This is a genomic window from Hoeflea sp. CAU 1731 (assembly GCF_039888615.1).
Lineage (GTDB): Bacteria > Pseudomonadota > Alphaproteobacteria > Rhizobiales > Rhizobiaceae > Flavimaribacter.
In genome coordinates this window covers 211,985-225,413 of record NZ_JBDQQS010000003.1, presented here as the reverse complement: position 1 = coordinate 225,413, position 13,429 = coordinate 211,985, and the positions used below count along the sequence as shown (strand labels likewise).

Sequence of the window (13,429 nt, the reverse complement as noted above, 5' to 3'; positions counted from 1 at the left end):
CGGACTGCTGTGCCCCGTCCACAGTTCGATTCAATCAAGCCTTTTCGCAGTCATTACACATATTTGCGCTTGCGTCCAACTCACACTCGCTCGCAGCATGTAATTGCAGGTGATCGTCCATTGTGAGGCAGGAAGGTTAAGAAACTGCGCCTTTCGCCGGCTGCGATTTCAAAACGCGCCGGTTTCAGGCATGCGTGTCAGTCATGCGTGACGGTGCCGTCCGTCAGAATCCGGATCACCGCCAGACCGTCGGCGACCGGCGTACGCGGCCGCGCCCCGCTTTCGATGCATTCGATGAAATGCGCGCATTCGCGCGTCAGGGGCAGACCTTCCAGTATGTCGATATAGCGCGGCTCGGCGGTTTCGAACTGCCAGCCTTGGCCGTCATGCCAGACCTTGTGGTCGAACACGGAGAGCTTCTCGTTCCAGGGCGCCACATCGTCGAACACCGCCATGGCCTCGTCGCCGATCACCGTCAGGCGCCGCTCGCGATAGGGGTTCAGGCGCGAGGCGAAGACATGCGAGCGAACGCCGCCGGGAAACGTCAGATGAAGATGTGCGAAATCGCTCAAATGGTTGATCACCGCCGAGCCTTCTCCACGCACCGTAGACGGTTCCTCGCCGGTCACCGCCATGATCAGCGACAGGTCATGCGGCGCGATGTCCCACAGCGCGTCGTTTTCCGCGTGAAACTTGCCAAGGCCGACGCGATGCGAATGGACGTAGCGGACGGCGCCGAGCTTTCCGTCGGCGATCATCGCCTCCATGGCCTCGAAGGCCGGGTGAAAGCGCAGCACATGGCCGGTCATGGCGATCAGCCCGGAGCGTTCGGCCGCCTCGACGACCTTGGTCGCGTCCCCGACATTCAGCGCAATCGGCTTTTCGACCAGCACATGCTTGCCGGCCTCGAGCGCGCGCAGGGCTCCGGCGGTGTGAAACTGCGCCGGCAGGGCAAGCACTACGGCGTCGATATCGGCGCTCTCGCAAACCGCGTCGGGCGCCATCGCGGGTACGTTGAATTCTTCCGCCAGCGCCGCGCTTCGCTCGGCGTCGCTGTCGGCCACAGCGGCCAGATGGCCGAGCCCGTGCAGGGTTCTGACGTGATTTCGGCCCCAGTATCCACAGCCGATGACGGCGACCGCCGGGCGGTTTTTCATGTTTTTCTTTCCATTTGCATCCTCGCCCGCCGATGGCATATCGGCAGGCGCAGGGGGGTGCAAGAGGCGCTTCGGAAATTCTGCAAGCTTTTGCTTGACACCCGCGCGCGTGCGCCATTATATCGCGCCGGTCCGGCCGGTTGCGCTATCGCGCGACGGGCGACGCTTGTGATCAACACCGCTTCGCGCGGTGTCTCCGGATCGGTATGGCGGGGTAGCTCAGGTGGTTAGAGCAGCGGAATCATAATCCGCGTGTCGGGGGTTCAAGTCCCTCTCCCGCTACCATTTTTCATAATAAAAACAAAAAGTTGTATGTAGCGCTTGTAGCGCGCCAGCTGGTTCTGGTTTTTTTGCCAGCAGGTTCTGGAACATTTTAGGCTTAACACCGACTCGGGTTTGGACTCACTCAAAGTACGGGTGTGGCTCAAATCTCCAAGAAACGTCGAACCTTTGCGAATTCGATGTCATCTCCATTAAATAGCGACGAGAACCCACGACGGGACGCTCCCGCAACAACGGGTGTGAGATCACGCAGAAGATGGTTAGTGTTCCGGTTCGGCGTGATGAGTCCGCTACCCATCGGGCGTTTGTCCAGCACGTCTACGCCGGCTGGATCTATTATGAACATCTTCAGGCCGGTATTGCCTGTGGCGGCCTTTCGGAGCAAGTCGTTGATGTGCTGGTCGGCGAAGCTGTAGCCGACAATGAGAAGACGGGTATCCGGGATAGCAAGGTAACGCTCGAATTCCTCCCGATACCACGTGAGTAGTTCGCTGCCGTTAATGTGAGCGAGTTTTTCGCCCCCCATAATGAGGAGGGCATCATCAGTATCAGTTTCCGAACGAAACGCGCTCGACCCATGTAGCTTAAAATATGGCTGAAAGCCGCTCTCCACCTTGAAGTTCTTTCGTTCGTCCGGAATTCTAAGATCCCACAGCTCACCCTTGCGGGTTTCAAGGAGCTTGGTCCCTGGTAATCGAAACGCACTCCAGCGCCGCTTGGCTGTTGGACGATAACCTTTTTCAAGCAATAGATCCTGGTTAAGCGTGAAGATCGCGTCGAAACGCGCCAAGAATTTCGAGGCCTTGTGGCCACTGTTGAGATCGGGGCCCTGTACTCCCGGAAAGGCGCTGTTCATTTGGTCGAACATGCCACTGAGTGCCATTGTGAGAAGCCGCAGGTCCTCCGCGTCTTTGGGTTTCTTCTGGAGCCGCGCGAGCGCGCCCTCGAAGCCTGTACGATTGTCGTAACAATTCCAAAGAAGGTTGTTGAGGCGGGGATTAATTTCCGCGCTACCAAGTAAGTACTCGAAGGCTTCGCTCGCTAACCAGCCTCCCCAGTTGCGCGAAAAGCCGGCGCCGGTAAGCAGGATGGTTGGACGTGGAGTCGGCATAGATTCCATTCTAATTCACCGTGTACTCGATATGCAGTTGACACCTTCAGGCCTTCTTTTTCGCACAGTCAGAAAACTACAGCAAAACCTATAGGTGCTGTAAAGAACAGTACCCTCAAATGGTGTTTGAAGTGCAGTCAAAGGCCATTTGACACAATCAACTCCTTCGCCGGCACGCCCTTGCTGCCATTGACAGAATAGGTCAGTGATACCTCCTCGAACCGGAACGCGCGGAACGCATCGCGGATTTCCGGCCGGTCATTGACCGAGAGCAGGAACCGGCCCTGGATGCTGGCAAGGATCTCCGACATGCGGCCAAAGTCCTTGCTTGAAAACACGCCCTTACCGTAATCCGCCTCGTTCCCGAAATAAGGCGGATCCAGATAGAACAGCATGCCCGGTCGGTCCCAGCGGGTTATAAACTCGGCCCAGGGCAGACACTCGATCACGACGCCGGAGAGCCGTTCGTGCACGTCCTCGAGGAGCGGCGCCAGGCGCGTCAGGTTGAAGCGCGCGCCGCCCGACTTGTCGACGCCGAAGGTTCGACCGGTCACCTTGCCGCCGAAGGCCGTCTTCTGAAGGTAGAGGAAGCTCGCGGAATCTGCCAACTTGCCGGCGCTTGTGAGAGCGCCGGGTGAGGCGTTATCTTCTGGTGCGTCTGACACCATGATCCTGTTTCATTCTCGACTTTTTCGCGACGAGCAATTGAAGGGATGCAGGACGTGAGTTCGCCGACACGATTGAATTCCGGACGATCAACAACTATTGGCGTTCGACCATCTCCACCCGACGGTTCTTTTCTCGTCCCGCCTCGCTCGCATTTGAAAATATGGGAACAAGCGGTCCGATACCGTGAGCTTCCAGCCTGCCAGACCTGATCCCATAGCTCTCGCCAAGGGCCTTGACAACGGAAGCGGCGCGGTCTGCCGAAAGGTCACGGTTATATTCGAAGGCGCCAGTAGAATCGGTGTGGCCGACGATATAGAATTTTCCGTCAGGATTGGCTTTTATATAGGCCGCCACGGCATCAAGCGCTGATTTGGATTCCGGCTTCAGGGTCGCCTTGTCGAAGTCGAACAGGATGCCATCGAGAACTACCCGGCCCTTCTTCGTCAAATCCTTGCCAATCGCTTCTGCATCAATCGCCACGAGGCCGGTTTCAGCAGCGGCCACTTCTATGATGTCGATTAACGTGCCGACATAGTTTTCCGAATGTTGTTCGACGTTCACAACTACGTAGACAATTCCTGCCGCTCGTTCCTTGCGCGCAACAAAACCGCCAGCTCCGCCGGAAGAAGAGGTCCCGGCTTTGAGGGTATTGACATCGCCCGGCTTGCCGAACGGATTTGTCCGAGAATAGACATCGAACCACTTGGTTGATCCTGCTTCCACTCCCTTGCGATCTACCGAATTGCCTTCAGTGAGTATTTCGAAGTCCTCAGTTTCAAAGGCATCGAGGTAGTTCTTGTAGATTTCTGCGTAGCTCCTGTCTGTACCCTCATAACTATAAAAAGTACGGGTGACGCGGCCTTCCGTATCGATCCAATCCTCAATCTGACGGTAGCCTGTGACGGGGCCTACGGGAATTCGAAACGGCAAATAGTTTTCAATCACTTGCCAGCGGATATCCTGCCCGGGATAACGTTCGACCATCGGATGTTCGATTACACCATCGATATCTTGCGCGGACACTGTCACCGTCCACAAAAGTGACAGCAAGACGCCGATCAATCCTCGAGCAAAGAACTTGTTCATCGCGCACATTTCTCAATCTCAGCACTGGTTGCTTCCAAAAACACACCCAAGAAAAGCAACATTCTTCAGAAATACGCAAGCCCGGCTCGCAAATGCTCCGCCTTGTCGGTCCCACGCTAGCTGCGGAATCTGCGACAGAATTAGGAATTTTGTTTAAGACGAGAAAATTCTCTCCTGAGCGGCTGAATGTTACTATTCATGTGAGACGTTTACTTTCTCCGGGGGAATTCCCGAGAGTTGGGCAATGCGAACTTTGGCGTCCGCGATGACTTCGTCGAGTGTGACTCCTTCATAAAGGGTCGGCGTTGCCGGGATGACCGAAGGTGCCTCGTCCCATTCACTTCCGTTTTGACGATGGGCGAGTGGTGTGTTGAGCGCCTTGCTCAAAGCCGCCAAATTCTCTGGCCGGGCCTAGGTGTTGCCTTCCTCCCAGTTCCATAGGCATGTCGTGCTAACCCCGGCCTGCTTGGCAAGCGCGGTCTTCGACAGCCTCCGACTTTCCCGAAGCGTACGCCGACGGCTGGCAAACGAAAATGTATTGGTACGCAACTCCGAGGTATCGTACTTTTTTCTACTGCGTTGTTTTTTAATAGTTTCCCGCATTTTGCAGTGCCGCTTTTGGTAGCTCGGATGCATCATCCGAATTAATTTTATTTTTCGAACGCCAGGCGAGAATTGCGCTGGGGCCTTTCGAAGGCACGGCTTCAAAACGAAAACGCAGTGTCCATAATTGGTTTGATCAGACGCTACGCAACACCTTGTATTATGAACGTTTCCCGGCGGTTCCCTTATAATCCCGGATTTTCCCGGAAAAACCAGAACCCGGTGTCAAACTACATCCGCCAAGGCCGCAGCGGGACGCCTATCGCGCGGCTGCTCTTGGCGCCGTAGCGCCGAGAGAGTCCGAAAAGGCATGAAGGCGCCGCATGGCTTCGCGCAGGACGTCGTCGGGCACCGTCAGCGCCACGCGGATCAATGTCTTCGCGTTTTCGCCGAAGGATGAGCCGGGCATGACGGCCACGCTCTGCTCTTCGAGGAGGCGCCAGGCGAACTGCTCGCCGTCCAGCCCCGTATCCGAAACGTCGATCATCACGAACATTCCGCCCGAGGCCTTGCCCGGCTTCAGGTCGGGGCAGGGCGCCAGTTCGGACGAAATGAGATCGACGCGCGCGGCGTAACTGCTGCGCATCCTTTCGGCCGTGTCGAAGGCGCCGCGCAACGCCGCTTCCGTCATGTCGGCGATGAAAGGTTGATTGCCGAAAAGGATGGTTTCGGAAATCGGCAGCAATTTGATGCAGAATTCCGCTGGCCCTATCGCCCAGCCGCTTCTAAAGCCGGTCGCGGCAAAGGTCTTGGAAATCGATGATACGACAATTGTGCGCTCGCGCAGTTCCTCGATGTCCAGGGGAGAGGCGAAGGCGCCTTCGAAAATAAGGTCCTCGTAGACCTCGTCGCAAACGATCCAGAGGTCGTGGTCTCGAGCAATCTTGCCAATTTCTGCAATCGTCTCGATGTCGAGAAGGGCCCCGGTCGGATTGTGCGGAGTGTTCAGCAGAAGCACTCGGCTTTGCGGCGTAACGGCTGCCCTCAGATCCTCGGGCTGCATGACGAAGCCATGTTTTATGCTGAGCGGTACAGGTTGGAGAACGGCGTCGGAGGCGCGAATGACGCCTGCATAGGTCGCATAGTAAGGATCGCCGACGAGGACGCCCTGACCCGCGTCGACGAGGGCGATAATCGCGGCGTAAAGAGCCGTTTGCGTGCCTGGAAAACAGAGAACGTTTTGCGTGGTGATGTCCGGATAGCGTGGTTTGTACTTGTCGACCAGCGCCTCGAGAAGCCCGGCCTCCCCACGGCCGTTGGAGTAATGGGTCCGGCCCCTGCGCATCGAGGCTTCGCACACGTCGATCAGCGTCGGATCGACCGGAATATCGGGTTCGCCTATGGTCAGTTCGATGATCTGTTCACCGGCCGCAGCCCTGTCCCGGGCTGCGTTATGGACGGCCCATTTTTCTCCGCCGAGTTCGGCGAGACGATCGGTTATTCCTGCATAGCGCATAATGTCTGTCTTTACTGTTCCTGGGTTGTCTGGGGTTTCGATAGCGAGCCCGGCGGAAGTCCCAGCAGCCTTTCGCTCGCTTCGACGAGAATGTCGGGAAGAAGCGCCTGGCTGTAGAGGCCGGCATTCAGCGAGCCTTCCATCCACAGGCCGTCAATCAGCCCGTTCAGCGCAATCGCATGACGTTTGCAGATCGCGGCGCTGTGTGGTCGCTTGTGGGCCATGAGCACGGGTTCGACGAGCGCCTCCAGCAGGTTGAGAAACTCCCGGTAGCCTTCCCGGTGTATCTCGGCGAATTGCGGATCGTAGCGAACCCGTCCAATGAAGGTGGCCCACAGCGAAACCTTCTGCTCCGAGAGGTTGGGCATCGTTACATTCGCACGCAGGAACTGGCGCAGTTGCAGATCCGTATCTCCTTCAGTTCGCCTGGCGCTGTCGCTGGCGCGGGCCGTCAACTGTCCGACCAGATAGGCATAGGCGTTCCTGATCATTTCGTCCTTGCTGCCGAAATAATGCCTGACAAGACCTGCGGTAACGTCAGCTTCCTCGGCGATCCTGCGGACAGTTGCTCCGTGCAACCCAAATTGTGCGACACAGACGAGTGTCGCCTCCATAAGGCTTCGCCGACGGTCATCGAGCGACAGGCGCTGAAAGGCTTTCCTGCTCATATCCTGATTCCGTAGTCCCCCGGCCACACTGGCCAAGACGCCAGTAGTTATACATCTGAATAATTTTACGTCAAAAGGAAGAATATTGCCTGGTTCTGTCGGGCGACATTTTTCAAAATTTCGCTCCCCCGGGAACGCTTGGATTGGACGGTGAAGTCAGCTCAGTATCCCTGTGTGGGGTCGACGGCCAGGCTGAGCGGTTGACCTGCCAGAAGCTCCCTCGCGGACAACAGGGCCTGTTCGGACACGATGTAGGGCATGGAGTCGCTCGCAATGTGCGGTGTAATGCGCAACCGTCGGTCCTGCCAAAAGGGGTGGTCCGCGGGCAGGGGCTCCTCGCGGAACACATCCAGGCTGGCGCCGCTCAGTTGGCCGCTGTCGAGCGCAGCAACGAAGTCGTCTTCATGCAGATGTTCGCCGCGACCGATCTGCACGAGCCAGGCTCCCGTTGCGAGCCGTTCAAACAGTTCTTTGTTGAGCGCCTTCTCGGTTTGCGGCGTCAAAGGCAGGACGTTAATGACCATGTTCGCCCCATCGACCGCTTGCATGACTGCGTCTTCGCCCGTGGTATATGTTATACCCTGTGAGGCGTCGCGAGGCGGTCGGCGACAGGCGACCGTGACGGAAAAACCCAGGCGGGCGAGGGCCTTTGCGACGGCCGCCCCCATGGTTCCATGCCCAAGAACGGCGACTTTCAGCTCGTTTGGCGCACGCATCGGAAGCGGCCGCCATCGCGCGGACTCCTGATCAGTCCGCATTTGTGCAAAACCGCGTTCCACGTGCAAAACCTCATGGACGGCGTAGCCCGCCATCAGGTCTGCCTGGTGCGGATCCCTGACCCTGCAGATCGCAACGTCATCACCCAAACCCGGATGATTGAGCAGGGCGTCGACGCCGGCCCCGACGGACATCGCCATTTCCAGATTCGGATACGGCGCAAAGGCGTCGGGTCCGGGCAGCCAGCAAACAGCAAAACGGATTGAATCGGCATGCCGGATCTCGTCGGGATTGAGAAGGCGTACGTCCCTGGCCCGGTCGCCGAAATCAAGATCGTAAAAGGATTTCAGGTCCATGGTTTCGCTTAAAAGAACGCCGTGAATCGTTTCAACGTTCGCCATCTTCAAAAGTCTCCACCTGCATTGCGTGCGTAAGGCGCCAAAGTTCTGGACTACAGATCGCGAGGCCCGCAGATGCAAATCCGGAAATGGCATGCGTAACGAACAGGTTTGTGTAGACGCCCGAGACCGAATTGTTTGCCTTGCACTCGCAAGCTAGTTATACAAATGTATATTAAAGAGTAAAGCTGAACGCTGCGAAGATTCGAGAGGCGGACGACTCCCGACATGCAGCGCCGGAGCGTGGACCTTGCGCTCCGTCCACTTGTATATGGCCTCGTGACCGCGCGATGAATGCAACCGTCGGCAGGGGCAAGAGAGGATGAAATGCTAAGCACGAGCGAGACATCTGCCGGAACATCTGCAATGAGCGACGCCGAATACCAGACGCGAGTAGAGCTTGCCGCGTGTTACAGGCTCGCGGCCTACTACAAGATGACTGACATCATCTACACGCATATTACGGCGCGGGTTCCGGGCGAGCCCGGCCATTTTCTGATCAATCCCTACGGCTTTCTGTGGGAAGAGATCACCGCTTCTTCCCTCGTCAAGATCGATACCGACGGCGCCAAGGTCGCCCACAGTCCCCACCGCGTGAATCCCGCCGGCTTCACCATTCACAGCGCGGTCCATATGGAGCGCCACGATGCGGCGTGGGTGATGCACACACATACACGCTCGGGCGTGGCTGTTTCCTGCCTTGAGGAAGGACTCATGCCTCTCAATCAGATTGCGCTGCAATTCTACGGCCGGATCGCGTATCATGATTTCGAGGGCATTGCGCTCGATCTGGAGGAACGGCGCCGAATCACAAGGGATCTCGGCGCGCATCCGGTGCTTTTTCTGAGGAATCACGGCCTGCTGACGGTCGGTGAAAACGCCGCGCAGATGTTTTCCAACATGTTCTACCTCAACCGGGCCTGCGAAATTCAGGAATCGACGTTGTCCATGGGTGTGCCTCTCAAACCCGTGGACGAGACAGTCGCGCGCCGGGTCACCGAACAATATGACCAGATGGCGTTCGATGACGGCGACTTGCTACTTGAATGGGACGCGCAGATGCGGCTCGCCGATCGCCTTGATCCCGGTTTTCGGGACTGATCCGATTTATTGATGCACACCGCACCGGCTTGGACTTCCTGTCGCCTGGCGATGGAGCATGGGCGGATGCCGAGACGAAGGAGACTGCCGCATCTGCGAAGAATGGTTGTGCGATGCGCAATTTTTCCGTGTGATGAAAATTTAATCTCAATCAACGTTCGCCTAAAATTTAGCCGAAATAACCTTGACATCCCAACGGGGCGTGCCTACCCTTGACGATGAGTTTGGGCGGACAAGACGCCGTCTGACAAGGCCTTCTTTCAGGATTGCGGGCATGTCTCGGAGCGCAATTCCCTGAAAATCGACGGTTTGGCGACCCATCTACGGTCGCCTTGTAGGCCATAGCGAGCTCGCTGTGAGAGTCGGCTGCCACGACCGTTGAAAAAATCACGACCGTCCGATGATGTCTCCCGAAGTGCGGGGACACGAAGGACAAGACAGGTATGCGAGCGGGGTGCGCAGTCGCCCCGCCTCTGGAATTGCATGCACAGTTGGTTGGTTGCCTGCATCCCGCCACGCCCCGCCATGCAATGGCAAACGTTCTCGTGTCGGATTTTCCGGCGCACCAAGCGGTGCTTTCGATTAATTCGAACCGCCCAGCAAGGAGCTAATAATGCACGTCTCGAACACCATAAATTGTAGCGGCCTTTCCACGGCGCCGACTGTCCTGCGCATCAAGCAGGCTCTCATCGGGTTGCCGGACAGCAAATTGCCGCTCAGTGTCCTGGTCGATACGGCATGTGATTGCGCGCGCCTCGTCAGTTCTCTGGGAGCGATGGCCGGTAATGTGTATCTGGCGTCCGATGTCAGACAAATGCCCGCACATCTGGCTTCCTCCCGAACAGGATCCGCTCGGTTGGCCGACACGATCCATCTGGCATCCTGAAAGTCTTTCACCGCCTTTCCGGCGGTTTTCTTTTGCATGTAACAGCGCTGCACAGACGAACTGCGACGCTTGCGAGCAGCAGCACCCGATAGCATCAGCAAGAACGATTCTGCAAAAAGCGGCAGCATTCGACACGGCTGCGCTATCCGAAAAAAGGGAAAAAAATGGTCGAAACCACTGGCTTTGGCGCCACCCGTGAACGCGAAACCTATAGGCTTACTCCCGAAGCGCCCGGCTTCGCATTCGATCCGGGCGATCCATGGACCCGAACGTTTCAAAAGGGTCTGGAACGCGCCGGCCTGAAGGGCAAAACGGTTTACGAAGTCGGCATAGGCACAGGCATCAACGCGGCGTTCGTGCTGCGAATGTGTGGCGCTTCAACCGTTTTCGGCAGCGATCTTGATCCGCGCCTCGTTCAACTCGCCGAACGAAATATTCAAAGCCTGTCACCTGAGCACGCCGAGCAGTTCCAGCCAGTCAAGGGCGCTGTCAGCCTTGTCGATACCGAGGAAGCACGTGCGAAAATTGCGCAAACAGATGTCGTTATCGCTTGTCTTCCTCAGGTGGGGGATCCCGATGATTCCCGGCTGGCGGCGTTTCGCGAGGCGCAGTCCGTGCCGCTCGCAAGCGGGGCGGATGAGCGGGCCGAAGATCATATCGCCCACTATTATCCCTGGGCGATGTTTGACGAATATCCTTTCAATGCGGTCGGTCTGGGCCTGAATGAGGCCCTGTTGCGCCGGATATGCAAATACGCTCCCAAAGCCGAGGTCGTCATGAATTTTGGCTGTCGTATCGGAACCGACATCATTTTCGATTTCTTCAGGGCCAACGGGTTTGAGCCGGAAAAGCTGGCTTCACAAATGGTGCGACAGGACGCCGGCACGGATATCTCGTTCTTCGTGGCGCTCGAGAAAGCCCTGACGGGCACGGGCCTCGAGAAGGAATTCGTTTGCGAATTCTTTGCCGACGAGGAAGGCGACATGCCGCTTTCGGCATGCGAGGCACAGAACCTGTCGGAACAAAATCCCGACGTTGCTCTCTATCATGAGGTCTGCGTTATTCGCGGCCGTCCGACCGGCGCCTGAGCAGGGCAGTCTCCTTCTTCCGCCACCATTGCTCGATAACTCCCGCGTCCCGACAAAACGGCCCGAAGGGTCAGCGCCGTGATCGTGAAATCGACAAGCAACGTTCTTGATCGGGCGTAGGCGCTGTCCATTTCGATCATCCGGTCGAAGCCGATGTCGGCGCGACCCGACACCTGCCAGAGCCCGGTCAGGCCAGGTTTGACGTCGAGCCGGCGCAGCGCGTCGCCCGGATAGGCTGCAACTTCCTGCGGCAAGGGCCGAGCGCGGACCGACAATGCTCATCTGGTTGAGAACCTGACCGGACTTGCATCCGGCTTTCTGTCGCGCCAGGCCCTCGGCATAAATTCCGGATTGTTCCTGATATTGCGACGCGCCCGGCGCTTTGGCTCGAGAGCCAGCCGCCAGAGCCACTCCATTCCGGTTTTCCTGAACAGCATCGGCGCGCGGCGCACCTCTCCGGACCAAAAGTCGAACTGTGCGCCGACGCCCATGACAAGAGACGCGGAAAGGCGCTCGCGATTACGCTCGATCCAGATTTCCTGAAGCGGCACGCCAAGCGCGACCAGATCGATGTCGGCGCCGGACGCGTTGATTTCGTCCACACTGTAAAGGAGCGCGGCGGGGCGCAGGGCGGCGAGAAAGCGCAGTCACGGATTAGTCGCTGATTCAGATTTTCTCCGGTATAGTGTCGATTGTACTGAAGACTATTGGCGCTGCACCATAGGATACAAGGTTCGATGCTCCGGGAGCGAGAATGGCGGTCAGCGCCGGCGATGGGCAGGACGCCGCCGAATCACGGCCGGAGATCAAGGCGATGCAAAAACTGAAACTGCTGCTTGCAGACGATCACGATCTGGTTCGTGACATGATATCCGATTATCTGGCGGCGCAGGAGGGATTCTCCGTTTCCGTTGCGAAGGATTTCGCGGAAGCAGAGACCAGGATGTTGAAAGAGGGGCCCTATGACCTCGTCCTTCTGGATTTCACCATGCCCGGCATGAACGGTCTGAAAGGACTGGAAAAGGCGAAAGACCTCAATCTGGGTAGTCCCGTCGCAATCATTTCCGGCACCATGACGCGGGCGGCGGCAGAACAGGCGCTCGCCATGGGCGCGGCCGGCTTCCTGCCGAAAACGATGACTGCGAAATCGCTGATCCACGCCGTACGCTTCATGGCGACCGGGGAGCAATATGCGCCGATTGCTTTCTTTACCGAAAAAGAGGAAAGCGAAAAACACCCGATGGCGGAAAAGCTGTCGACGCGTGAGCTGGAAGTGCTGAAGGGGCTTGTCGAAGGTCTTTCCAACAAGGAAATAGGACGGAATCTCGACCTTCAGGAAGTGACGATCAAGCTCCACGTCAAAACTCTCTGCCGCAAGCTCGGAGCGCGCAATCGAACAAACGCAGCCATCCTCGCCAAGGAAGCCGGCATCTTCTGAAGCCGGCTCTCCAAAACACCGAGGATGCGGTGGGGAGGCTATCGGCTGGTTCCCCAGTCGAAATGCGAGTTATTTTCTTCCTGAGTCCCACTCGTTTCAATGCGGTGATCGATATCGTATTTGTGACTGCGGTTGCTGGCCTGTTTCCAATGATGATCCATTGGCTTCGGCTTAGGCTTTTCAATCAACGGGCGACTGCGCAATGGCGGTCGCTTGTTAAAGTCCCGCTGCGGACGACCAGCTTGTCGTTCACCTGTTTCCTGCGACATCGAACGAACTACTGACGGTCCTCTATTGCCGTTCGAAACAGACAGATTGCTGTCGTTCATGACATCTGACACGGCGCTTGTGTTGCCGGAATTGTCTTGGTGATTTTCGGTCATGATCATACCCTCAGCGCCGTCGCCCAGGGTCATCTCTATCTGCTGCCAGTTGCCGACAGCCGTGGACGTCGAGTTAATAACGATGGGAGAACCGGTCGAAGCGGCGATACCGGCGGCTGCGGCAAGGCCGTCATCATTGTCGTGGGCAAGCTGGAAGGCAAGAGCCGCATCGCGACTGCGGTCAGGGAAGTCCCAGGGATGCGGGGCGTTCAGCGTTTCGCGTCCACCTGCAAGAGACAGACTGTGAGTCAGGATGCTTGAACCCAACAAAACGGCGGCGAAGACGCCATGAGCCGTGACGGTTTTAGTGCGGTACATCGGGCAGTTCCTCTGTTGTCTTTGCTATCGCATCTATAACGGGCTGGTTGAACATGTTGCGGCGGACC

General features: G+C 57.4%; 14 protein-coding genes and 1 tRNA gene. 5 read left to right on the top strand and 10 right to left on the bottom strand.

Annotation, left to right across the window (positions count from 1 at the left end; genetic code table 11):
* Window positions 1-197: 197 nt before the first annotated feature.
* Window positions 198-1,157 carry a Gfo/Idh/MocA family protein gene (locus AAFN47_RS07455; protein WP_499808576.1) on the bottom strand — a complete coding sequence of 320 codons (960 nt, stop codon included), beginning with the start codon at window positions 1,155-1,157 and terminating at the stop codon, window positions 198-200.
* Window positions 1,158-1,365: 208 nt separating this feature from the next.
* On the opposite strand from AAFN47_RS07455, the gene AAFN47_RS07450 reads away from it, so the two are divergent.
* Window positions 1,366-1,442: transfer RNA gene (locus AAFN47_RS07450), tRNA-Met, on the top strand.
* A 139-nt stretch (window positions 1,443-1,581) separates the two neighbouring features.
* On the opposite strand, the gene AAFN47_RS07445 is transcribed toward AAFN47_RS07450, so the two are convergent.
* The 6 genes from AAFN47_RS07445 to AAFN47_RS07420 form a co-directional block, all read right to left on the bottom strand.
* Window positions 1,582-2,559, bottom strand: a complete 978-nt coding sequence (locus AAFN47_RS07445; RefSeq protein ID WP_499808575.1) for an SIR2 family protein — start codon at window positions 2,557-2,559, stop codon at window positions 1,582-1,584.
* A 128-nt stretch (window positions 2,560-2,687) separates the two neighbouring features.
* Window positions 2,688-3,218, bottom strand: a complete 531-nt coding sequence (locus tag AAFN47_RS07440) for a DNA adenine methylase (protein WP_499808574.1) — start codon at window positions 3,216-3,218, stop codon at window positions 2,688-2,690.
* Window positions 3,219-3,312: 94 nt separating this feature from the next.
* Window positions 3,313-4,305 (bottom strand): OmpA family protein, encoded by a 993-nt coding sequence (locus AAFN47_RS07435; RefSeq protein WP_499808573.1) that lies wholly within the window; start codon window positions 4,303-4,305, stop codon window positions 3,313-3,315.
* 862 nt (window positions 4,306-5,167) lie between these two features.
* Entirely contained in the window at window positions 5,168-6,364 is a 1,197-nt protein-coding gene (locus AAFN47_RS07430; RefSeq protein WP_499808572.1) for a pyridoxal phosphate-dependent aminotransferase, read from the bottom strand.
* Window positions 6,365-6,375: 11 nt separating this feature from the next.
* Window positions 6,376-7,032 carry a TetR family transcriptional regulator C-terminal domain-containing protein gene (locus AAFN47_RS07425; protein ID WP_499808571.1) on the bottom strand — a complete coding sequence of 219 codons (657 nt, stop codon included), beginning with the start codon at window positions 7,030-7,032 and terminating at the stop codon, window positions 6,376-6,378.
* Between the two features lie 161 nt (window positions 7,033-7,193).
* Entirely contained in the window at window positions 7,194-8,150 is a 957-nt protein-coding gene (locus tag AAFN47_RS07420) for an NAD(P)-dependent oxidoreductase (protein ID WP_499808570.1), read from the bottom strand.
* Window positions 8,151-8,474: 324 nt separating this feature from the next.
* Here AAFN47_RS07420 and AAFN47_RS07415 point away from each other — a divergent pair, with 324 nt between their 5' ends.
* From AAFN47_RS07415 to AAFN47_RS07405, 3 genes are all read left to right on the top strand, one after another.
* The gene (locus AAFN47_RS07415; protein ID WP_499808569.1) at window positions 8,475-9,248 is read left to right on the top strand and encodes a class II aldolase/adducin family protein; all 774 of its coding nucleotides are present in this window, start codon (window positions 8,475-8,477) and stop codon (window positions 9,246-9,248) included.
* 613 nt (window positions 9,249-9,861) lie between these two features.
* Entirely contained in the window at window positions 9,862-10,134 is a 273-nt protein-coding gene (locus tag AAFN47_RS07410) for a hypothetical protein (protein WP_499808568.1), read from the top strand.
* 164 nt (window positions 10,135-10,298) lie between these two features.
* A complete protein-coding gene (locus tag AAFN47_RS07405; protein WP_499808567.1) occupies window positions 10,299-11,222 on the top strand; it encodes a 50S ribosomal protein L11 methyltransferase in 924 nt (307 codons plus the stop codon).
* Here the strand turns inward: AAFN47_RS07405 and AAFN47_RS07400 are convergent.
* Both AAFN47_RS07400 and AAFN47_RS07395 read right to left on the bottom strand, forming a co-directional pair.
* A complete protein-coding gene (locus AAFN47_RS07400; protein ID WP_499808566.1) occupies window positions 11,180-11,476 on the bottom strand; it encodes a sugar transferase in 297 nt (98 codons plus the stop codon). The genes AAFN47_RS07405 and AAFN47_RS07400 overlap by 43 nt on opposite strands.
* A 24-nt stretch (window positions 11,477-11,500) precedes the next feature.
* On the bottom strand, window positions 11,501-11,824 hold the full coding sequence (locus tag AAFN47_RS07395) for a WecB/TagA/CpsF family glycosyltransferase (protein WP_499808565.1): 324 nt from the start codon (window positions 11,822-11,824) through the stop codon (window positions 11,501-11,503).
* A 152-nt stretch (window positions 11,825-11,976) separates the two neighbouring features.
* Here AAFN47_RS07395 and AAFN47_RS07390 point away from each other — a divergent pair, with 152 nt between their 5' ends.
* Window positions 11,977-12,660 carry a response regulator gene (locus AAFN47_RS07390; RefSeq protein WP_499808564.1) on the top strand — a complete coding sequence of 228 codons (684 nt, stop codon included), beginning with the start codon at window positions 11,977-11,979 and terminating at the stop codon, window positions 12,658-12,660.
* Between the two features lie 38 nt (window positions 12,661-12,698).
* On the opposite strand, the gene AAFN47_RS07385 is transcribed toward AAFN47_RS07390, so the two are convergent.
* Window positions 12,699-13,361, bottom strand: a complete 663-nt coding sequence (locus AAFN47_RS07385; RefSeq protein ID WP_499808563.1) for a hypothetical protein — start codon at window positions 13,359-13,361, stop codon at window positions 12,699-12,701.
* Window positions 13,362-13,429: the final 68 nt, after the last annotated feature.